Below are 20,244 nucleotides of genomic sequence, written 5' to 3'. Positions count from 1 at the left end.
AGTGGGGGAGACAGTGCGGACCCTGGCGTACGGATCGTGGCCCTCGCCCATCGACGCGGCGCTCGCCGCCGCGCACGACGGGCGCCCCGAGGACGTGGGCTTCGTCGGCGACGAGGTGTGGTGGACCGAGCCCCGGCCCACCGAGGAGGGCCGGCGCACCCTGGTGCGGCGGCGTGCCGACGGCAGCGCGGAACCGGTGCTGCCCGCGCCGTGGAACGTGCGCACGCGCGTCATCGAGTACGGCGGGCGGGCCTGGGCCGGCGTGATGACGGCGGACGGGCCACTGGTGGTGTTCGCGAACTTCGCCGACCAGCGGCTCTACGCGCTGCCACCGGGCGGCGAGCCGCGCCCGCTCACCCCCGTCTCGCCGGTCGGCGGCGGGCTGCGCTGGGCGGAGCCGCAGCTGCTGACGGAGCGCGGCGAGGTGTGGTGCGTGCTGGAGGAGTTCACCGGTGACGGACCCACCGACGTCCGCCGCGTGCCGGCCGCCGTGCCGCTGGACGGCTCGGCCGCCGACGACCGCGACGCCGTACGCGAACTGACCGACGACCGGCACCGGTTCGTCACCGGGCCCCGGCTCTCGCCCGACGGGCGGCGCGCGGCCTGGCTCGCCTGGGACCACCCCCGTATGCCGTGGGACGGCACCGAGCTGCTGGTCGCCGACGTCCGGAACGACGGCACGTTCGCGGAGCCCAGGACGGTGGCGGGCGGGCCCGAGGAGTCGATCGCCCAGGTCGACTGGGCCGCCGACGGCGCCCTGCTGTACGCGTCGGACCGCACCGGCTGGTGGAACCTCTACCGCGACGACGTGCCGCTGTGTCCGCGCGAGGAGGAGTTCGGCGGGCCGCTGTGGAAGCTCGGCCAGCGCTGGTTCGCCCCGCTGGACAACGGCCTGATCGCCGTGGTGCACGGCCGCGGCGCCACCGCCCTCGGCATCCTGGACCCGGAGACCGGCGAGGTCGTCGACGTGGCGGGCCCCTGGACGGAGTTCGCGCCCACGCTCGCGGTGCACGGCGAGCGAAGCGAGACGGGGGCCGCCCCGCCCGGAGGGTGGGGGAGGGTCGCGGCCGTCGGCGCCAGCCCGCGCAGCGCCTACGAGGTCGTGGAACTGGACACCTCCATCGGCCGGGCCCGGGTGATCGGCGCCCCGCACGACGACGCGGTCGACCCCGCGTACTACCCCGAACCACAGATCCGCACCTTCACCGGCCCCGACGGACGCGAGATCCACGCGCACGTCTACCCGCCGCACAACCCCGGCTGTGTCGCGCCCGGTGGTGAGCTGCCGCCGTTCGTGATCTGGGCGCACGGCGGCCCCACCGGCCGGTCGCCGCTCGTGCTCGACCTGGAGATCGCCTACTTCACCTCCCGCGGCATCGGCGTCGCGGAGGTCAACTACGGCGGATCGACCGGACACGGCCGGGAGTACCGCAACCGGCTGCGCGAGCAGTGGGGCGTGGTCGACGTCGAGGACTGCGCCGCCGTCGCGCTGGCCCTCGCCGACGAGGGCACCGCCGACCGGGAGCGCCTGGCCGTGCGCGGCGGCAGCGCGGGCGGCTGGACCGCCGCCGCGTCGCTCGCCACGACGGACGTCTACGCGTGCGGCACGATCATCTTTCCGGTCCTCGACCTGACCGGATGGAGCGCGGGCGGGACCCACGACTTCGAGTCCCAGTACCTGGAGACGCTGATCGGGCCCTACGCCGAGGTGCCCGGCCGGTACGCGGAGCGGTCGCCCACCGAGCACGCCGACCGGATCACGGCGCCGTTCGTACTGCTCCAGGGCCTGGAGGACGTGATCTGCCCGCCCGTGCAGTGCGAGCGGTTCCTCGCCCGCCTGGCGGACCGGCAGGTGCCGCACGCGTATCTCGCCTTCGAGGGCGAGGGCCACGGCTTCCGGCGGGCGGAGACCCTGGTGCGCGCCCTGGAGGCCGAACTGTCGCTGTACGCACAGGTGTTCAACCTGAATCCGCGCGGCATCCCGACGCTGGAGCTGAACAGGTGACAGACGACGGAGCCGGCCGGGTGAGGGCCCTGGCGCGCCCCGGCCGCCTCGCGCCCGGCGCCCGGGTGGCCGTGGTCGCCCCCAGCGGGCCGGTTCCCGAGGAGCGGCTTCAGGCCGGGCTCGACGTGCTGCGCGGATGGGACCTCGACCCGGTGGTGGCACCCCATGTCCTGGACCGGCACGGCACGTTCGACTACCTGGCGGGCACGGACGCCGACCGGGCCGCCGACCTCCAGGCCGCCTGGTGCGACCGGGCCGTGGACGCGGTGCTGTGCGCCCGCGGCGGCTACGGCGCGCAGCGCATGGCCGATCTGCTGGACTGGGAGGCGATGCGCGCGGCCGGGCCGAAGGTGTTCGTCGGCTTCAGCGACATCACCGCGCTGCACGAGGCGTTCGCGGTCCGGCTGGGCCTGGCCACGCTGCACGGGCCGATGGCGGCCGGCGTCGACTTCCTGAAGAACGCCCGGGCGCAGGAGCACCTGAAGGCCACCCTGCTCGCCCCGGAGACGGTCCGCACCATCGCCTCCGGCGGCAGGCCGATGGTCCCCGGCCGGGCGCGGGGCGTCACCCTCGGCGGCTGCCTGAGCCTGCTCGCCGCCGACCTCGGCACCCCGTACGCCCGGCCCTCCGCGCGCGGCGGCCTGCTGTGCCTGGAGGACGTGGGCGAGGAGACGTACCGGCTGGACCGCTGCCTCACCCAGCTGCTGCGCGCCGGCTGGCTCGACGGTGTGCGGGGCGTGCTCCTCGGCTCCTGGGAGGAGTGCGGCCCCTACGCGCGCCTGCGGCCCCAGCTCCTCGACCGGCTGGGCGGGCTCGGTGTCCCCGTCGTGGAGGAGTTCGGGTTCGGACACGGCGCGGGCGCCCTCACCGTCCCCTTCGGCGTTCCGGCGGAACTCGACGCGGACGCGGGGACGTTGACGCTGGACGAACCGGCGCTGCGCTGACCTTCGCCGACGGCCCGGTCATTGAATCTCCGTCAAAAACCCTCGTCAGGGCGATTGACCCCTGTATGACACGTGTCACACGATGCTTACCGGCCGGTACCTACCGGTCGGTAAGCCGGGCTGCCCTCAACGGGCCCTCAGTGTGGAGGTCTGTGTGCCCCGTCGTCTCCCCAGATGCCGCGCGCCCCTCGCGTTCGCCCTCGGTGCCGCGCTCACCGCTCCCCTCGCCGTCACCGCTCCGGCCGCCGCGACCGGCCAGTACACCGTCACGCCGCTGAAGTTCACCGTCGACGCCGGCGGGCGGACCTGCACGGTCGACGCGGACCTCTACCGGCCCACGGACGCGGACGCCTCCCGCCCGGCCCCCGCCGTACTGGCCACCAACGGCTTCGGCGGCAGCAAGTCCGACGGCCAGACCGACGCCATCGGCAAGGCCTTCGCCGAGCGCGGCTACGTCGCGCTCGCCTACTCCGGCCTCGGCTTCGGCAGGTCCGGCTGTCTGATCTCGCTCGACGACCCGGACATCGACGGCGCCGCCGCCACCGAACTGATCGACTTCCTCGGCGGCAAGCGCGCCGCCGACGACGGCACCACCGCCGACTTCGTCACCCTGGACCGGGCCGGCGACCCGCGCGTCGGCATGATCGGCGGCTCCTACGGCGGTGCCATCCAGCTGGCGACGGCCGCCGTCGACCGGCGCCTCGACGCCCTCGTGCCCATGATCACCTGGCACGACCTGGCGTACTCTCTCGACCCGAACAACGCCGTCGGCGCCGAGGACGTCCCCGGCGCCTTCAAGTGGCAGTGGGCCAACGGCTTCTACCTCATCGGCGAGGGGCAGCCACTGCTCGCGCCCGGCCTCGACCCCTCCCGCATCAACTCGCTGTCCTGCCTGCACTTCGTCACCCGTGCCTGCGAGACGATCCGCACCCTCAACTCCGGCAGCTACCCGGCGGACCGGACCGCCGAGCTGCTCGACTTCGCACGCAGCGTCTCCCCGGTGTCGTATCTGAACCGGGTGAAGACACCGACCCTGCTGGTCCAGGGGCAGGCCGACAGCCTCTTCAACCTCAACGAGGCCACCGCCACGTACAACACGCTCAAGGCGCAGGGCACCCCGGCCAAGATGATCTGGCAGTCCTGGGGCCACAGCGGCGGCCTCACCGACCCGGCCGCAGGGGAACTCGACCTCGGCCGGGGCAACCTGGAGACCTCCTACGTCGGCCGGCGCATCCTCGCCTGGTTCGACCGCTACCTGCACAAGAAGCACGGCACCGACACCGGCCCCGACTTCGCCTACTACCGCGACTGGGTCACCGACCCGCGGCACACCTACGCCACCGCCGACCGCCTGCCCCCGCTCAGCCGGAACCTCTACCTCTCCGGCGACGGCAAACTCGTCGACAACCGCGCCAAGGTCACTGCGGGCAGCCGCACCTACACCAACTGGCTGGTCCCCACCAGCCACTCCGAGAGTTCCCTCGCCGGCATCATCGGCCTGCCGGACCCGGCGCCGTACGACACCAAGGGCACCCACCTGGCCTGGACCAGTGCCCCGCTGGAACGCGACCTCGACGTCGTGGGGGCGCCCCGGGCCACGCTGAAGGTCGTCTCCCCCAAGGCCGAGCGGACCCAGGGCTCCGGCGACGCCGCCGACAAGCTGGTGCTGTTCGCCAAGCTCTACGACGTCGCCCCGGACGGCACCCGGACCCTCGTCCACCGCCTGGTCGCCCCGGTCCGCGTGCCCGACGTGACGAAGCCGTTCACCGTCACGCTGCCCGGGATCGTGCACCGGTACGAGGAGGGGCACCGGCTGCGGTTCGTCGTCGCGGCGAGCGACGGCGCGTATTTCGGCAACCGCGGGATCAAGCCCGTGACCGTGGTCAGCGCCCCCGGGGACGCCGGCGTGCTCCGGCTGCCGGTGACCGGGGGCTGAGTCACCGGCGGGCGTAGGCTGGCGGGATGCCGCACACCGCATCCCGCCACCTCGCCGAGGGCCCCCGGGTGGGCATACGCCACTTCACCCGCGAGGACGGCGCCGAGTTCACCGCACGGGCCCGCGAGAGCAAGGACCTGCACCACCCGTGGCTGTTCCCGCCGGACAGCGCGGAGGCCTACGCCGCCTACGCCGGCCGGCTGATCGAGGACCCGGCCAAGGCCGGCTTCCTGGTGTGCGAGAAGACCGACGGCGCCATCGCCGGGTTCATCAACATCAACAACATCGTCGAGGACGGCTTCATGAGCGGCGCCCTCGGCTACGGCGCCTTCGCCCACGCGGCCGGCCGCGGGCTGATGCGCGAGGGCCTGGACCTCGTCGTCCGGTACGCCTTCGGCCCGATGCGGCTGCACCGGCTGGAGATCAACGTCCAGCCCGGCAACACCGCCTCGATCGCGCTGGCCCGTGCCTGCGGGTTCCGTCTGGAGGGCTTCTCGCCGAGGTTCCTGTACATCGACGGCGCCTGGCGGGACCACCAGCGCTGGGCCGTCACCGCCGAGTCGGTGACCTCCGGCTGACCAAGGCCCCGTACCCTCCCACCGGCGCACCGCTCCCACCGGCGCACCGCTCCCGGCACGCCTCGACCTCCGGATGCGGCCGGGCGGACGGGGAGCCCGCCCGGCCCCGGGCTCAGGCGCGGCGGTCGACGTACTCGTAGACCACACCGTCGGGATGACGGGCGATCAGGTTGCGGCCCGCCGGGGTCGGGACCGGGCCGGCGATGATGTCCGCGCCCAGCTCGCCGAGCAGCCGGCCTGCCTCCTCGACGTCCGACACGGCGACCGTCGCGGAGACCTTGCGCAGCACCTCCAGCTGGGACTCGGGCCCGCTCATCAACAGGAAGCAGCCGATCGCGGCCACTTCGACGCCACCGCGCTCGAAGCGCAGGGCTCGGCCACCGGCGAGTCCTTCGTAGAACGGGATCGCCTTGTCCAGGTCGTCGACGTAGATGCGCAGCGTGGCTCCGAGAATGTCCATGCGGGAGAGCCTAGTTGGGGCCGGGAGAGCGCGGCGGCCCATGGCCGGGGTGGTTGCGGGTACCCGCAACCCATGAAGCGCTTGGATCACTTGGAACATCTGGACAAGCACCTGGTCGACGAACTGGCGCAGGTGGCACGCGAGACCGTGCGGGACGAGCTGCGCGAGCAGACCCGCAAGCAGCGCCGCCGGGCCACGCTGTACGCGGCCTCCGGTGCCGCCGCCCTCTACGCGGGCGCGGCCCTCGCGCTCACCGTGGGCCTGGCCCTCGCCGCCGGCCTGCCGGACTGGGCCGCCGCGCTGATCACCGCGGTGATCCTGGGGGCGGTGGCCTACCTGCTGCGCCGGGCGGCCCGCCCCTCCGGGCCCCCGTCGGTGCACGAGGGGCACGAGCCCGCGCAGCCCGCCGGCAGCCGGGCTCCCTACCCGCCCATGCCGCCCGTCGCTCCCGGCGCCGGGACCGGGGGAGGCACACCGCCGCCGGGCGCTCCGCTCACCCCGCGTCCGGAGGACCTCAACCCCGAGACCCGGCACGACCGGTCGTGACGCGCCGTACCCACACCCGCAGAAGGGGGCGTGGCACCCACGCCCCCTTCGTCATGTCGTGACGCTCCCTCGTGCCGTTGCTCAGCCGGTCCCCCGGAGCTGCGGCAGCACCTTCGTGCGGTAGAAGTCGAAGAAGCCGCGCATGTCCGGGCCTATCTGGTTGACGTAGATCCGGTCGAAGCCCGCGTCGGCGAACTGCTTCAGCCCGGCGACGTGCTCGTCGACGTCGTCGCCGCACACCCGGTTCTCCCGCACCATGTCCTCGGTGACCAGCGTCTGCGCCTGCTCGAAGTGCTTCGGCGAGGGCAGCACCTGGCCCAGCTCGCCGGGCAGCAGTTCGTTGGACCACAGCCGGTGCACCGTCTTGACCGCCGCGTCCCGGTCGGTGTCGTAGCAGACCTTGGTGCCGCCGCTGACCAGCTTGCCGCCGCCTCCGCCCTTGCGGTACTGCTCCACCATCGACGTGTCCGGCATCATCGTGATGTAGCCGTCGCCGACCCGGGACGCCAGCTGCGTCGCCGCGGGTCCGAAGCCGGAGATGTCGATCGGCACGGGCTCGTCCGGGACCGTGTACAGGCGGGCGTTCTCCACCGTGTAGTGCGTGCCGTGGTGGTTGACCTCCTCGCCGGTGAACAGCCGGCGCATCACCTGAATGGCCTCCTCCAGCATCTCCAGGCGCACGTGCGCGGGCGGCCAGGCCTCGCCGAGGATGTGCTCGTTGAGTGCCTCGCCGGTGCCGACGCCGAGCCGGAACCGGCCGCCCGTCAGGACCGCGCTGGTCGCCGCCGCCTGGGCCACCACCGCCGGGTGGATACGGACGGTCGGGCAGGTCACCGCCGTCTCGATCGGCAGGGACACCGCTTCCGACAGCGCTCCGATCACCGACCACACGAACGGGCTCTGGCCCTGCTCGTCGTTCCACGGGTGGTAGTGGTCCGATATCCACAGTGCCTGGAACCCGGCCTGCTCGGCCATCCGCGCCTGCTCGATCAGCTCGTCGGGGCCGTACTGCTCGCACGAGAGGAAGTAGCCGTACTCGGGCATGGGAGGGTGCCTCCGGAACATCGACGGGTCGGTCGGACCGGTCCGACCGGTCGGGTCGGTCTGGTCGGTCGGGCCGGTCCGCGGCCGAGTACCCGGGCGGTAGGCCGGAAACCGGCGGTACGCGCCGGTCGCCCACGTTTGACCACCCCGGCCAGGGGGACGCGGAAGGCTTACGAGGTACGCGACAGCCCGGAGGCGAACCGTGAGCCGACCCCGCATCGTGATCGTCGGTGCCGGCTTCGCCGGGTACCGGACGGCCCGCACCCTGTCCCGGCTCACCCGGCACCAGGCCGACATCACCCTGCTGAATCCGACCGACTACTTCCTCTACCTGCCCCTGCTGCCCCAGGTCGCCGCCGGAGTGCTGGAGCCGCGCCGGGTCACCGTGTCCCTGTCGGGCACGCTGCCGCGCGTCCGGCTGGTGCTCGGCGAGGCCGACCGCATCGACCTCGACGGGCACACCGTGCGCTACACCGACCCGGAGGGCCGTGAGGGCTCGCTGGGCTTCGACCGGCTGGTGCTGGCCGCGGGCAGTGTGAACAAGCTGCTGCCGATCCCGGGCGTCGCCGAGCACGCCCACGGTTTCCGCGGGCTGCCGGAGGCCCTCTACCTGCGCGACCACGTGACCCGGCAGGTCGAACTGGCCGCCGCCACGCGTGACCGGGAGGAGTGCTCCGCCCGGTGCACCTTCGTGGTGGTCGGCGCCGGCTACACCGGCACGGAGGTCGCGGCGCACGGCCAGATGTTCACCGACGCGCAGGTCCGCAAGCACCCGCTGCGGACGGGCATGCGGCCGCGCTGGATGCTGCTGGACCTCGCCGACCGGGTGCTGCCCGAGATGGACCAAAGGCTCTCCCGCACCGCCGAGCGAGTGCTGCGGCAGCGTGGCGTGGACGTGCGGATGGGGACCTCCGTGAAGGAGGCCACGCACGAGGGCGTGCTGCTGAGCGACGGCGAGACGGTCGACACCCGGACGCTGGTGTGGTGCGTGGGCGTGCGGCCGGACCCGCTGGTGGAGTCCCTGGGGCTGCCCATGGAGCGCGGCCGGCTGCTGGTCGACCCGCACCTCCAGGTGCCCGGCCGCCCCGAGCTGTTCGCCTGCGGTGACGTGGCCGCGGTGCCCGACCTGAACAACCCCGGCTCGTACACGCCGATGACCGCGCAGCACGCCTGGCGGCACGGCAAGGTGTGCGCGCAGAACGTCGCCGCCTCGCTGGGGCTGGGCGGCGAGCGGCGGGCCTACCGCCACAAGGACATGGGTTTCGTGGTGGACCTGGGCGGGGCCAAGGCCGCCGCCAACCCGCTCGGCGTGCCGTTGTCCGGGCCGGCGGCGGGCGCCGTCACCCGCGGTTACCACCTTGCCGCGATGCCCGGCAACCGGGTCCGGGTCGCCGCGGACTGGCTGCTGGACGCGGTGCTGCCGCGCCAGGCCGTCCAGCTGGGGCTGGTCCGGTCCTGGTCGGTGCCGCTGGAGTCGGCTTCGCCGGAAGTGGCCCGGGTACCGGGACGGCCCGGCGGTCCCGGCGCCCAGGCGGACGCGGACGCGGGTTCCGGCGCCGGCTCCGGGCCGGGCGCGGCGGCCTCGCCGGACACCGGCCCGGAATCCGGGAAGCGCCGCTCCGGCGACGAACCCACCGAGGGACGGACCGGCCGCGAGCCGGCGAAGAACCAGCCGGGCGGTGAGCCGGCCAAGAACCAGCCGGGCGGTGAGCCGGCGAAGAACCAGCCGGGCGGTGAGCCGGCCAAGAACCAGCCGGGTGGTGAGTCGGCCAAGAACCAGCCCGTCGGCCGGCCCGGCGAGGGGGACGGCGGTCCGGAACCCCCGGCGGACCAGCCGCCCCCGGGCTCCGGCGCCGCGCCCGGCCCCGTCAAGCGTGACGACCCCGCTGAAGGAGACTCATGAACACCGAGGAACTCGTCGAACTGGGCCAGCAGCTGCGCGTCGACAGCGTGCGGTCGGCCGCCGCCGCGGGCTCGGGACACCCCACGTCCTCGATGTCCGCCGCGGACCTGATGGCCGTACTCCTGGCGCACCACCTGCGCTACGACTTCGAGCGCCCCGCCCACCCGGGCAACGACCGCTTCGTGCTGTCCAAGGGCCACGCCTCGCCCCTGCTGTACTCCGCGTACAAGGCGGCCGGCGTCATCGACGACGAGGAACTGCTCACCTTCCGCAGGCTCGGCAGCCGCCTGGAGGGGCATCCGACCCCGCAGCGGCTGCCGTGGGTCGAGACGGCCACCGGTTCGCTGGGACAGGGCCTGCCCGTCGGGGCGGGGATCGCGCTGGCCGGCAAGCGACTGGACCGCACCGAGTACCGCGTGTGGGTGCTGTGCGGCGACAGCGAGCTGGCCGAGGGCTCGGTGTGGGAGGCCGCCGAGCACGCCGGACACGAGAACCTCGACAACCTGACCGCGATCCTCGACGTCAACCGGCTCGGCCAGCGCGGCCCGACCCGGCACGAGCACGACCTGGACGCCTACGCCCGCCGCTTCCAGGCCTTCGGCTGGCACACCGTCGAGGTCGACGGCCACGACGTCGACGCGATCGACCGCGCCTACGGCGAGGCCGCCTCCACCAAGGGCCAGCCCACGGCGATCATCGCCCGCACCCTCAAGGGCAAGGGCGTCGCGGACGTCGAGGACCGGGAGGGCCTGCACGGCAAGCCGCTGAAGGACGCCGACGAGGCGATCGCGGAACTCGGCGGGCCCCGCGACATCCGGGTCCGGGTGCAGGAGCCGCCGGCCGCCCGCGCGCTGCACGCCGTGGGCTCGGGGGAGACCGACCTGCCCCGCTGGGAGAAGGGCGAGGAAGTGGCCACCCGGAACGCCTTCGGGCAGGCGCTGACCGCGCTCGGCACCGCCCGCGGCGACGTCGTCGCCCTGGACGGCGAGGTCGGCGACTCCACCCGTGCCGAGTTCTTCGCCAAGGAGCACCCCGAGCGCTACTTCGAGTGCTACATCGCCGAGCAGCAGATGGTCGCCACCGCGGTCGGGATGGCGGCCCGCGGCTGGGTGCCGTACGCCACCTCCTTCGCGGCCTTCCTGACCCGCGCGTACGACTTCATACGCATGGCGTCCATCAGCGGCTCCGGCATCAACCTGGTCGGCTCGCACGCGGGCGTCGCCATCGGCCAGGACGGGCCCAGCCAGATGGGACTGGAGGACCTGGCCATGATGCGGTCGGTGCACGACTCGACCGTGCTGTACCCGTGCGACGCCAACCAGACCGCGAAGCTGGTCGCCGGGACGGCGGACCTGGAGGGCATCCGCTACCTGCGCACCTCGCGCGGCGAGAGCGAGGTCATCTACGGGCCCGACGAGGAGTTTCCGATCGGCGGCAGCAAGGTGCTGCGCTCCTCCGGCACCGACCGCATGACCATCGTCGCGGCGGGCGTCACCGTGCCCGAGGCGCTGGCCGCCGCCGAGGCCCTGGAACAGGAGGGCATCCAGGCCCGGGTGATCGACCTGTACTCCGTCAAGCCCGTCGACGCGGCCACCCTGCGGCAGGCCGCCGAGGAGACCGGCTGCCTGCTGACGGTGGAGGACCACCACCCGGAGGGCGGCATCGGCGACGCGGTGCTCGACGCGTTCACCGACGGCCGGCCGGTGCCCCGGCTGGTCCGGCTCGCCGTCCGCACCATGCCGGGCTCGGCGGCGCCCGACGAGCAGCTGCACGCCGCGGGCATCGACGCCGAGTCGATCGCCGCGGCCGACCGGCTGCTGGTGGAGGAGGCGGTCGTGCCGTGAGCGGCGACGCCGTTCGGACCGTGCGGGCCGGGCGGCGCACGGTCGAGGTCCACCGCCCGGACAAGGTGCTCTTCCCGGGCGGGGACGGCGGCGCGAAGGAGTACACCAAGGGCGACCTCGTCGCCTACTACCGGGCCGTCGCGCCGTTCATGCTGCCGCACCTGCGGGGCCGCCCGCTGATGCTGGAGCGGCACCCGGACGGCATCGACGGCCCGCGCTTCATGCAGAAGAACACACCGGACGGCTATCCGGAGTGGATCACCCGGGCCGAGCTGCCCAAGGAGGGCGGCACCGTCCGCCACGCCGTGTGCGACGACACTGCCACCCTCGGCTACCTCGCCGACCAGGCCTCCCTCACCCTGCACCGCTGGCTGTCCCGGACCGGCCGGATCGACCGCCCCGACCGGATGGTCTTCGACCTCGACCCGGCCGGGGACGACTTCCCCGCGGTCCGCGAGGCGGCGGCGCTGCTGGGCGAACTGCTGGACACCCTGCGCCTGCCCTCGGCGCCGATGACCACCGGCTCCCGCGGTCTGCACGTGGTCGTGCCGGTCGACGGGAAGCACGACTTCGACGAGGTGCGCCGATTCGCGCGGGACGTCGCCGACGCCCTGGCCGCCGCCCACCCGCGGACCCTCACCACCGCCGCGCGCAAGAAGGACCGCGGCGGCCGGCTCTACCTCGACGTGCAGCGCAACGCCTACGCGCAGACCGCCGTCGCGCCCTTCACCGTCCGCGCCAGGCCCGGCGCCCCCGTGGCCGCCCCCATCACCTGGGACCAGCTGGACGACCCGGCCCTGCACGCCCGCCGCTGGACCATCGCCGACGCCGTCGAGCAGGCCCGCACCAACCCCTGGGCCGGGGTCATGAGCCGCGCGCGGTCCCTGGGCCCGGCCCGGCGGCGACTGGACGCATACGTCCGTTGAGGTTTGGCCAACACTCTTGCGGCCACACGAAGGGGGAGGTGGCCATGGCAAACACTGATAAAGCGTCAGCTTCCGGAAACGGACATCAGTCGCAAAGTTCGCAAGAGTCAACGAAGTCCCGTGGTACGGCCGACCGTTCGACGGCGGCGCACCGGCCGAGCCCGATGGAGGTACTGCGCCAGGCGCGCAGCCAGCTCGCGGAGCTCACCGGCATGGAAGCCGAGTCGGTGTCGTCCTTCGAACAGACGGAGGAGGGCTGGGCGTTGGAGGTCGAGGTGCTCGAACTCGAGCGCGTGCCCGACACCATGAGCCTGCTGGCGAGCTACCAGGTGGACCTGGATGCCGAGGGGCAGCTCACCGGCTACCGGCGGGTGCGCCGCTACGAGCGCGGCCGGTCCGATGCACGCCGTCCGGGCGGTCGCTAGGCCGCCCGGACGGACGGACACCACACCGAACCCACGAACAGGGAGGTAATGCCGGCATGACTGTCGTACCGGCACAGCAAACCGGCGGTGGAGGCGGCAGCAGCGGTCTCTACGACGTGCTTGAGCTTGTTCTGGACAGGGGGCTCGTCATCGACGCATTCGTGCGCGTGTCCCTGGTCGGGATCGAGATCCTGAAGATCGACGTGCGTGTGGTCGTCGCCAGTGTCGACACCTATCTGCGCTTCGCCGAGGCGTGCAACCGGCTCGACCTGGAGGCCGGGCCGCGCAAGGACCCGGGCCTGCCCGACCTGGTCGGGGAGATGACCGAGTCCGGCGCCCGCGGCAAGTCCAAGGGCGCGCTGTCCGGCGCCGCCCAGACGATAACCGACGCCTTCCAGCAGGCCCGCGACGAAGGCTCCGAGCGTGAGCGCGAGCCGCGTCCGCGGGCCCGCAAGAGCACGGCCGCGCGGAGGAAGGAGGAGCAGGAGTGAGCACGTACGTCTACGGCATCACGGCAAGCACGCACCCCTCGCTCCCCGAGGGCATGGACGGCGTCGGCGACCCGCCGTGCCCGGTGCGGGTCCTGAAGGAGGGCGAGCTGGCGGCCCTCGTCAGCGACGCCCCCGAGGGGCTGCGGCCCAAGCGCAGGGACCTGCTCGCCCACCAGAACGTGATCGGTGAGGCGAGCGCCGCCGCCTGTGTGCTGCCCATGCGGTTCGGCAGCGTCGCCCCGGACGACAAGTCCGTCACCGGGGTGCTCGCCGAGCGCGTCGAGCACTACAAGGAGCGGCTGCGGGCGCTGGACGGCCGGGTCGAGTACAACGTGAAGGCCAATCACGTGGAGGAGGCCGTCCTGCACCACGTGATGGCCGACAACGCGGAGATCCGTGCCCTCGCCGAAGCCAACCGGAAGGCGGGCGGCGGCAGTTACGAGAACAAGATCCAGCTCGGCGAGATGGTCGCCGCCGCGGTCAAGGCCAAGGAGTCCGAGGACGCCGCCACGCTGCAGCGCGCCCTGGAGGCGGACGCCGATGCCGTGAGCCCGGGCCCCGAGTCCACCGGCTGGCTGGCCAATGTGTCGTTCCTGGTGGACCGCGCGTCGGCCGAGGAGTTCCTCGCCGCCGTCGAGCGGGCGCGCCGGGAGCTGCCGCACCTGGAGGTGCGGGTCAACGGACCGCTGCCGCCGTACAGCTTCGTCGAGCCCGGCCCCGCCGAGCCCGCGGGCACCCCGGCCGTGGCCGGGGGCGCGGACGCCGGGGCGGGGTGAGAACCGTGGGACTGATCTCCGAGGTGCTGCTGCTGCCGTTCGCCCCGGTGCGCGGCAGCGCCTGGGCCGTCAGACAGGTCCTTCAGGAGGCCGAGCGGATCTACTACGACCCGGCCACCATCCGGGCCGAACTCGGCCGCCTGGAGGAGCGGCTGGAGTCGGGGGAGATCACGGAGGAGGAATTCGACCGGCAGGAGGACGAACTCCTGGACCGGCTGGAGATCGCTTCGCGCGGGAGCGCGGGATGGGGTGACGGGACGGCATCATGAACCGAGTCGGGCTGGGCCTCGCGATAGGGGCCGGATATCTGCTGGGACGCACCAAGAAGCTCAAATTCGCCGTCGCCGTCGGCTCGATGGTGGCCGGCAGGAAGCTCAACCTGACCCCGCGGGGCATCGCGGAACTGGTCAACACGCAATTGCAGAACAATCCGCAGTTCAAGGAGATCGGCGACCAGCTGCGCACGGACCTGCAAGGCGTGGGCAAGGCGGCCTCGGGCGCCTTGGTCGAGCGGCAGCTCGACGCGATCGCCGGCCGTCTGCACGGGCGTACCGCCCAGGTCCGCGACCAGCTCTCCGGCGTGGCATCCCAGGCGCCGGGCGTCGGCTCCGAGGAGGAAGCGGGGGCCGAGGACGAGGAGGGAGCCGAGAGCGCGGAGAGCGCCGAGGACACCGGGAAGGCCGCGCGGAAGGCGCCCGCCAAGAAGGCGCCGGCCAAGAGGACGGCCGCCGCGGAGAAGGCCCCCGCCAAGAAGGCGCCGGCCAGGAAGACGGCGGCGAAGACGTCGCGGTCGGCCAAGCAGGCGGCCGGCAAGAAGACGGCCGGGGCCCGGGGCGGCCGGGCCGGGCTGCCGAAGGGTGGTGGTGAGCGATGACCGAGACCCTCGGATCGGCGTCCTCGGCGGCGGGCGGCGCCGCGAAGCAGAACCCGCTCGCGGACGTGGCCCGCAGCGAGGCGGCCGAGCGCCTGAAGTCGGAGGTGCAGGACTACCTCGCGGCGCAGACGCAGCGCCTGCTGGCCGGCGCGGGCCGCAAGCTCGGCGAGACGACCGTCAGGCTGAACGACATGGCCGAGGGCAACAGCCCCGGCCTCGGCAAGCTCGCCCTCGACGGCGGACGCAAGCTCGCCGAGGGCAAGGGCCCGCTGCGTACGGCGCTGGAGACCGGCGCGGGCCGCGTGAAGGACCGCGTGGCCGACGCGTTCGGGAACCTCGGCGGCGGCAAGGGCAGGCGCAAGGGCGGCGCCGGCAAGAAGCCGACCGTCATCATCGAGCACGTCGACGTCGGCGTGCCGCTGCGCACCGCCTACGACCAGTGGACCCGGTACCAGGACTTCAGCACGTTCGCCAAGGGCGTCAAGAACGCGGAACGCGCCGACGACACGACGTCCGACTGGCAGGTGAAGGTCTTCTGGTCCAACCGCAGCTGGAAGGCGACGACCACCGAGCAGGTGCCCGACGACCGGATCTCCTGGACGTCGGAGGGCGCCAAGGGCACGACGAAGGGCGTCGTCACCTTCCACCGGCTCGCCGACAGCCTCACGCGCGTCGTCCTGGTCATCGAGTACTACCCCAAGGGACTGTTCGAGAAGACCGGCAACATCTGGCGCGCGCAGGGCCGCCGGGCCCGGCTCGACCTGAAGAACTACGTCCGTTTCGTTACCTTCAAGGGTGAGGCGGAGGACGGCTGGCGCGGGGAGATCCGCGACGGCGAGGTCGTCCGCAGCCATGAGGACGCGGTCGCGGAGGAGGAGCAGGAAGGGCAGGGCGAGCACGACGAGCAGCAGGAAGCCTCGTACGCGGAGGACGAGACCGCGGAGGAACCCGAGGGCGAGTACGAGGAGGAACCCGAGGGCGAGTACGCGGAGGAGCCCGAGGAGGAGTACGAGGACGAGCCGGAGGGCGAGGACGAAGAAGAGCCCGAGGAGGAGTACGAGGGCGCGTACGAGGACGAGCCCGACGCGGAGAAGCCCGAGGACGCCGACCGTGACGGGGACGAGTACGCCGAGCACGGGGGCCGTCGATGACGACTCCCGGCCGGCTGCCCGAGCCCTACGGCCAGGGACAGAGCGCCAACCTCGCCGACATCCTGGAGCGGGTGCTCGACAAGGGCGTGGTCATCGCGGGCGACATCAAGATCAACCTGCTCGACATCGAGCTGCTCACCATCAAGCTGCGGCTCGTCGTCGCCTCCGTCGACAAGGCCAAGGAGATGGGCATCGACTGGTGGGAGAGCGACCCGGCGCTCTCCTCGAACGCCAGGCACAAGGAGCTGGCCCGGGAGAACGCGGAGCTGCGTGACCGCCTGGCCGAGCTGGAGTCGGGCCGCGCACCGAGGGAAGAGGCACCATGACCGGACTGCGGTACGTCTACGCCGTCTGCCGCCCCTTCGGCGCGGCCCTCCAGTCGCAGCTGACCGGAGTCGCGGGCGACCCGCCCCGGCTTCTGCACCATCAGGGGCTGGTCGCCGTCGTCAGCCACGTCCCCGAGGCCGACTTCGCCGAGGAGCCGCTCCGGGCGCACCTGGAGGACCTGGACTGGCTGGCCGGGACCGCCCGCGCCCACCAGCAGGTCGTGGACGCGCTCACCGCCGTCACCACGCCGCTGCCGCTCCGGCTGGCCACCGTCTTCCGGGACGACAGCGGCGTACGCGTGATGATGGAGCAGCGCGAGGACTACTTCCGGCGCACCCTCGACCGCCTGGCCGGCCGGGTGGAATGGGGCGTCAAGGTGTTCGTCGAGCCGCCCGCGGCGCAGGACACCGCACAGGCCGGCCCGGCCGCCGGACAGCCCGCGGCCAGGCCGGCCTCCGGCCGGGACTACCTGCGGCAGCGGCGCATGCGGACGCGGGCGCACGAGGACCTGTGGACCCGGGCCGAGGAGTTCGCGACCCGGCTGCACGAGACGCTGTCCGCGCGGGCGGACGATGCCCGGCTGCACGCGCCGCAGAACCCCACGCTCTCCGGTGCCGCCGGACGGAACGTTCTCAATGCCGCCTATTTGGTGCCGCGGAACGGCTCCGAAGAATTCGTGGAAATCGTGGACCGGACCAAGGACGACGCTCCCGGAATTCGCGTGGAACTCACCGGGCCCTGGGCAGCCTATTCGTTCGCCGGCGAGGAGAGCGCCGGAAAGGACGCCGAGAAAGAGACCGACGAGACGGAGGGGGAGCGGCCGTGACGGTCGTCGAACGCCGGGAGATCGCCCTGGTCGACCTGCTCGACCGGCTGCTGGCCGGCGGAGTCGTCATCACCGGGGACATCACGCTGCGCATCGCGGACGTCGACCTGGTCCGCATCGACCTCAACGCGCTGATCAGCTCGGTGAACCACAACGTGCCCTCGCCCTGGGGTGACTGAGGTGACCGACGTGCCCGAACCCGCGCCCGAGCGCCGCCGCCTCGATCTCGACCCCGACACGGTCGAGCGGGACCTGATCAAGCTGGTGCTGACCGTGGTGGAGCTGTTGCGCCAGCTCATGGAGCGGCAGGCGCTGCGCCGCTTCGACGAGGGCGACCTGACCGAGGACCAGGAGGAGCGCATCGGGCTCACCCTGATGCTGCTCGAGGACCGCATGACCGAGCTGCGCGACCGATACGGACTGCGGCCCGAGGACCTGAATCTGGACCTCGGGCCGCTCGGACCGCTGCTGCCCCGGGAGTGAGCCTCCCGGGGCAGCGGCCTCACCACCTGTACCAGCGTCCCCTGCCGCCGCTCGCGGTCGTGCCACGGGCGACGAAGCCCAGCAGCCACAGGACCAGGACGGCCAGGGCGATCCACCAGAGCACCTTCACGGCGAATCCGGCACCGAAAAGAACCACTGCGAGAAGCAGGACCAGCAGAAGTGGAACCATAATGTGAACCTCCTGCCGTACTGGTTTCCCGAGAAACGTTGTTCAGGCTTCTTTCCGGCAGAGAATTTCTCCGTGCAGCACGCTGAACCAGCCGTCCTCCCGCTCGCCCCATTCCCGCCAGGCCGCCGCAACGGCCCGCAACTGCTCCGCGGTGGCGTGGTCGCCCTCGGTGGCCAGCGCGGCGTAGGAGGACGCCACCGTGCGGTCCGCCCACAGCCCGCTCCACCACCGCCGTTCCCCGGGCGTGGAGAAGGTCCAGGCGCTGGAGGTCGCCGTGATGGCGGTCAGTCCCGCCCGCAGCGCCCAGGCCTTGAGCCGCCGGCCGGCGTCCGGCTCCCCGCCGTTGGCCCGGGCGACCCGGTGGTACAGGTCCAGCCAGCTGTCCAGCCCCGGGGAGGCGGGGTACCAGGTCATGGCCGCGTAGTCCGAGTCGCGCACGGCGATGAAGCCGCCCGGCCGGGTCACCCGCTTCATCTCGCGCAGCGCCTGCACCGGATCGCCGACGTGCTGGAGCACCTGGTGGGCGTGGACCACGCAGAAGGTGTCGTCCGGGTGGTCGAGGGCGTGCACGTCCGCGACCGCGAAGTCGACGTTGGCCAGGCCCCGCTCGTCGGAGGTGGCCCGGGCCTGCTCCAGGATCTCCGGCGCGCGGTCGACGCCGGTGACGTGACCGTCCGGGACCAGTGCCGCCAGGTCGGCGGTGATGGTGCCCGGACCGCAGCCGATGTCCAGGACCCGCATGCCGGGCCGCAGCGAGCCGAGCAGATACCCGGCGGAGTTGGCGGCGGTGCGCCAGCTGTGCGAACGGAGCACCGACTCGTGGTGTCCGTGCGTGTAGACGGCGGTCTCCCCGGGCCTCGGCATGGCTGGTCCCCTCTCCGGCAGGCAAGGATCGTCGCCGTGTGGGACGGGAGGGCCCCGTCCGGCGACGAGATCACCGTACGCCCGTGTGTCGGAGTGTGAGACCCGCGTTTCGAAGTATGGACTGATGGGGCGTCAGAGTGGTGCGTCAGAGAGGCTCGCCGTTCCCGGGCAACGGGCGGTACACCGTCAGCGCCTCCGGCAGCTTCTCCAGCGTCAGGTCGCCCTCGGTCTCGGTGACCTCGCCGTCGTACGCCATCAGGGTGCCGGGCGCGACGCCGGTCAGGCGCAGCCGGCCCACCTGCACCGCCGCGTGGGCGGGGGAGCGGGTGAGGGGCCCGGCGAGGGCCGCCGACAGCAGCCGCAGGGCGGGCCGGCGGCCACCGTGCACCACGCGCACGTCGAGCTGCCCGTCCGCCATGTCCAGCCGGCGCCCCGGCGCCAGCCCCAGACGGTGGTAGGTGCCGTTGCCCGCGAACAGCATCCACAGCGGCCGCCTGCGTCCTCGGATCTCGGCCTCCAGCGGATGCCGGTCGGCGCGCAGCACCCGTACCGCCGCGAGCACCCCGGCCGGCCAGCCGCCGATCCGGTGCGACCAGCGCTCCCGCTCGCGCACCAGCTCCGGGTACACCCCCAGGCTGAAGGTGTTCAGGAAGACCCCGCGCTGCCCGCCGGAGACGAACCGGCCCACATCCACGCGCACGCCCTCGCCCCGCTCCAGCGCCCGGCACAGATCCCGGACGTCCTCCACACCGAGGTCGTAGGCGAAGTGGTTCAGCGTGCCGCCGGGCAGCACCGCCAGCGGCAGGCGGTGCCGCAGGGCGACCTCGGCGGCGGCGTTCACGGTGCCGTCCCCGCCGCACACGCCGAGCACCCGGGCCCGGCCCGCCGCCTTCTCCAACTCCATCCGGACGTCGCCCGGTTCGCACTCGACGACCTCGGCCTTCGGCAACGCGTCGCACAGCGCGCGGACCCGGTCGGAGGTGCCCGAGGCGATGTTGGCCACCATCACCAGCCCTTCGCCCTCGTCCAGCGCCGGGACCCCGGCCCGCGGCCGGGCCGGCGGCAGCAGCTGGGCGCGCGTCGGCACCAGGCCCCGTACGGCGAACGCGGCGCCCGCCCCGAGCGCCGCGCCGGCCAGGACGTCACTCGGGAAGTGCACGCCGGTGTAGACCCGGGACAGGGCGACCGCGCCGGCCACCGGGGCCACCGCCGCGCCCCAGGCCGGCGACTCCAGGGCCACACCGGTCGCGAACGCGGCGGCCGACGCGGCGTGCCCGGACGGGAACGACGTGGTGATCGGCTGCCGGCTCAGCTGCCGGACCAGCGGCACCGGGTCCAGCAGCGGACGCGGCCGGCGGACGCTGCGCTTGCCCAGGGTGTTGATGGCCAGCGAGGCCAGACCCAGCGAGGCGATGCCGCGGACGGCCGCGCGGCGGGCCCTCGGCGTGCGGGTCGCGGCCAGCGCCGCGGCCGCCGCGAACCACAGCACACCGTGGTTGGCGCTGTGGCTCAGACGCGGCAGCACGGGGTCGGCGCCGGGCCAGTGCCGGGCGGCGACCGCCTCGAACAGCCGCTGATCGAGCCGCAGGAACCGGTTGCGGACGGGGTGCGGGCCGGGCGCCGGGACGGTGAGGTCTATGTCGGGGCTCAT

23 protein-coding genes are annotated in these 20,244 nt (G+C 73.2%); 18 read left to right on the top strand and 5 right to left on the bottom strand.

The annotated features are described in order from the left end of the window. Nucleotide 1 precedes the first annotated feature (1 nt). The 4 genes from ACLGIH_RS05895 (at nucleotide 2) to ACLGIH_RS05880 (ending at nucleotide 5,463) form a co-directional block, all read left to right on the top strand. Nucleotides 2–2,005, top strand: a complete 2,004-nt coding sequence (locus ACLGIH_RS05895) for a prolyl oligopeptidase family serine peptidase (RefSeq protein ID WP_416524148.1) — start codon at nucleotides 2–4, stop codon at nucleotides 2,003–2,005. A gap of 20 nt (nucleotides 2,006–2,025) precedes the next feature. Continuing rightward, nucleotides 2,026–2,949, top strand: coding sequence for a S66 peptidase family protein (locus ACLGIH_RS05890; protein ID WP_416529297.1), 924 nt, complete (start codon nucleotides 2,026–2,028; stop codon nucleotides 2,947–2,949). Between the two features lie 142 nt (nucleotides 2,950–3,091). Continuing rightward, nucleotides 3,092–4,885, top strand: a complete 1,794-nt coding sequence (locus ACLGIH_RS05885; RefSeq protein WP_416524147.1) for a CocE/NonD family hydrolase — start codon at nucleotides 3,092–3,094, stop codon at nucleotides 4,883–4,885. A 26-nt stretch (nucleotides 4,886–4,911) separates the two neighbouring features. Continuing rightward, the gene (locus ACLGIH_RS05880) at nucleotides 4,912–5,463 is read left to right on the top strand and encodes a GNAT family N-acetyltransferase (RefSeq protein WP_416524146.1); all 552 of its coding nucleotides are present in this window, start codon (nucleotides 4,912–4,914) and stop codon (nucleotides 5,461–5,463) included. Nucleotides 5,464–5,575: 112 nt separating this feature from the next. Here the strand turns inward: ACLGIH_RS05880 and ACLGIH_RS05875 are convergent, their stop codons facing one another. Then, the gene (locus ACLGIH_RS05875; RefSeq protein WP_416524145.1) at nucleotides 5,576–5,923 is read right to left on the bottom strand and encodes a VOC family protein; all 348 of its coding nucleotides are present in this window, start codon (nucleotides 5,921–5,923) and stop codon (nucleotides 5,576–5,578) included. Nucleotides 5,924–5,995: 72 nt separating this feature from the next. On the opposite strand from ACLGIH_RS05875, the gene ACLGIH_RS05870 reads away from it, so the two are divergent. After that, complete coding sequence (locus ACLGIH_RS05870; RefSeq protein WP_416524144.1) at nucleotides 5,996–6,469, top strand: phage holin family protein; 474 nt, start codon at nucleotides 5,996–5,998, stop codon at nucleotides 6,467–6,469. An 81-nt stretch (nucleotides 6,470–6,550) separates the two neighbouring features. Here ACLGIH_RS05870 and ACLGIH_RS05865 read toward each other — a convergent pair whose 3' ends face one another. Next, nucleotides 6,551–7,513 (bottom strand): LLM class F420-dependent oxidoreductase, encoded by a 963-nt coding sequence (locus tag ACLGIH_RS05865; protein WP_416524143.1) that lies wholly within the window; start codon nucleotides 7,511–7,513, stop codon nucleotides 6,551–6,553. A 202-nt stretch (nucleotides 7,514–7,715) separates the two neighbouring features. On the opposite strand from ACLGIH_RS05865, the gene ACLGIH_RS05860 reads away from it, so the two are divergent. The 13 genes from ACLGIH_RS05860 to ACLGIH_RS05800 are packed head-to-tail and all read left to right on the top strand — an operon-like array spanning nucleotide 7,716 to nucleotide 17,539. Next, a complete protein-coding gene (locus ACLGIH_RS05860) occupies nucleotides 7,716–9,416 on the top strand; it encodes an NAD(P)/FAD-dependent oxidoreductase (protein WP_416524142.1) in 1,701 nt (566 codons plus the stop codon). Next, entirely contained in the window at nucleotides 9,413–11,260 is a 1,848-nt protein-coding gene (locus ACLGIH_RS05855; protein WP_416524141.1) for a transketolase, read from the top strand. The genes ACLGIH_RS05860 and ACLGIH_RS05855 overlap by 4 nt, the downstream gene beginning before the upstream one ends. Continuing rightward, on the top strand, nucleotides 11,257–12,186 hold the full coding sequence (gene ligD / locus ACLGIH_RS05850) for a non-homologous end-joining DNA ligase (RefSeq protein ID WP_416524140.1): 930 nt from the start codon (nucleotides 11,257–11,259) through the stop codon (nucleotides 12,184–12,186). The genes ACLGIH_RS05855 and ligD overlap by 4 nt, the downstream gene beginning before the upstream one ends. A gap of 44 nt (nucleotides 12,187–12,230) precedes the next feature. Continuing rightward, complete coding sequence (locus ACLGIH_RS05845; protein WP_416524139.1) at nucleotides 12,231–12,611, top strand: gas vesicle protein GvpO; 381 nt, start codon at nucleotides 12,231–12,233, stop codon at nucleotides 12,609–12,611. Between the two features lie 56 nt (nucleotides 12,612–12,667). After that, nucleotides 12,668–13,102 (top strand): gas vesicle structural protein GvpA, encoded by a 435-nt coding sequence (locus ACLGIH_RS05840; protein ID WP_416524138.1) that lies wholly within the window; start codon nucleotides 12,668–12,670, stop codon nucleotides 13,100–13,102. Further along, on the top strand, nucleotides 13,099–13,878 hold the full coding sequence (locus ACLGIH_RS05835) for a GvpL/GvpF family gas vesicle protein (protein ID WP_416524137.1): 780 nt from the start codon (nucleotides 13,099–13,101) through the stop codon (nucleotides 13,876–13,878). Before ACLGIH_RS05840 ends, ACLGIH_RS05835 begins: the two co-directional genes overlap by 4 nt. Before the next feature lie 5 nt (nucleotides 13,879–13,883). Further along, nucleotides 13,884–14,147: a gas vesicle protein GvpG gene (locus ACLGIH_RS05830; RefSeq protein WP_416524136.1), complete on the top strand. Its 264-nt coding sequence runs from the start codon at nucleotides 13,884–13,886 to the stop codon at nucleotides 14,145–14,147. After that, nucleotides 14,144–14,752: a DNA primase gene (locus ACLGIH_RS05825; RefSeq protein WP_416524135.1), complete on the top strand. Its 609-nt coding sequence runs from the start codon at nucleotides 14,144–14,146 to the stop codon at nucleotides 14,750–14,752. Before ACLGIH_RS05830 ends, ACLGIH_RS05825 begins: the two co-directional genes overlap by 4 nt. After that, entirely contained in the window at nucleotides 14,749–15,903 is a 1,155-nt protein-coding gene (locus tag ACLGIH_RS05820; protein WP_416524134.1) for an SRPBCC family protein, read from the top strand. Before ACLGIH_RS05825 ends, ACLGIH_RS05820 begins: the two co-directional genes overlap by 4 nt. Beyond that, nucleotides 15,900–16,229: a gas vesicle protein gene (locus ACLGIH_RS05815; protein WP_416524133.1), complete on the top strand. Its 330-nt coding sequence runs from the start codon at nucleotides 15,900–15,902 to the stop codon at nucleotides 16,227–16,229. The genes ACLGIH_RS05820 and ACLGIH_RS05815 overlap by 4 nt, the downstream gene beginning before the upstream one ends. Further along, complete coding sequence (locus ACLGIH_RS05810; protein WP_416524132.1) at nucleotides 16,226–17,056, top strand: GvpL/GvpF family gas vesicle protein; 831 nt, start codon at nucleotides 16,226–16,228, stop codon at nucleotides 17,054–17,056. Before ACLGIH_RS05815 ends, ACLGIH_RS05810 begins: the two co-directional genes overlap by 4 nt. Further along, nucleotides 17,053–17,235, top strand: coding sequence for a gas vesicle protein (locus ACLGIH_RS05805; protein WP_416524131.1), 183 nt, complete (start codon nucleotides 17,053–17,055; stop codon nucleotides 17,233–17,235). The genes ACLGIH_RS05810 and ACLGIH_RS05805 overlap by 4 nt, the downstream gene beginning before the upstream one ends. Before the next feature lie 10 nt (nucleotides 17,236–17,245). Next, nucleotides 17,246–17,539, top strand: coding sequence for a gas vesicle protein K (locus ACLGIH_RS05800; protein ID WP_416524130.1), 294 nt, complete (start codon nucleotides 17,246–17,248; stop codon nucleotides 17,537–17,539). 19 nt (nucleotides 17,540–17,558) lie between these two features. Here ACLGIH_RS05800 and ACLGIH_RS05795 read toward each other — a convergent pair whose 3' ends face one another. The 3 genes from ACLGIH_RS05795 to ACLGIH_RS05785 form a co-directional block, all read right to left on the bottom strand. Next, entirely contained in the window at nucleotides 17,559–17,729 is a 171-nt protein-coding gene (locus ACLGIH_RS05795) for a hydrophobic protein (protein WP_416524129.1), read from the bottom strand. Nucleotides 17,730–17,771: 42 nt separating this feature from the next. After that, nucleotides 17,772–18,593 carry a class I SAM-dependent methyltransferase gene (locus tag ACLGIH_RS05790; RefSeq protein WP_416524128.1) on the bottom strand — a complete coding sequence of 274 codons (822 nt, stop codon included), beginning with the start codon at nucleotides 18,591–18,593 and terminating at the stop codon, nucleotides 17,772–17,774. 145 nt (nucleotides 18,594–18,738) lie between these two features. Further along, the gene (locus ACLGIH_RS05785; protein WP_416524127.1) at nucleotides 18,739–20,244 is read right to left on the bottom strand and encodes a bifunctional phosphatase PAP2/diacylglycerol kinase family protein; all 1,506 of its coding nucleotides are present in this window, start codon (nucleotides 20,242–20,244) and stop codon (nucleotides 18,739–18,741) included.

The organism is Streptomyces hamibioticus, assembly GCF_047946815.1.
Classification (GTDB): Bacteria; Actinomycetota; Actinomycetes; order Streptomycetales; family Streptomycetaceae; genus Streptomyces.
Note: the sequence above shows the minus strand (reverse complement) of the source record. Positions and strands in the feature narration are given on the sequence as shown.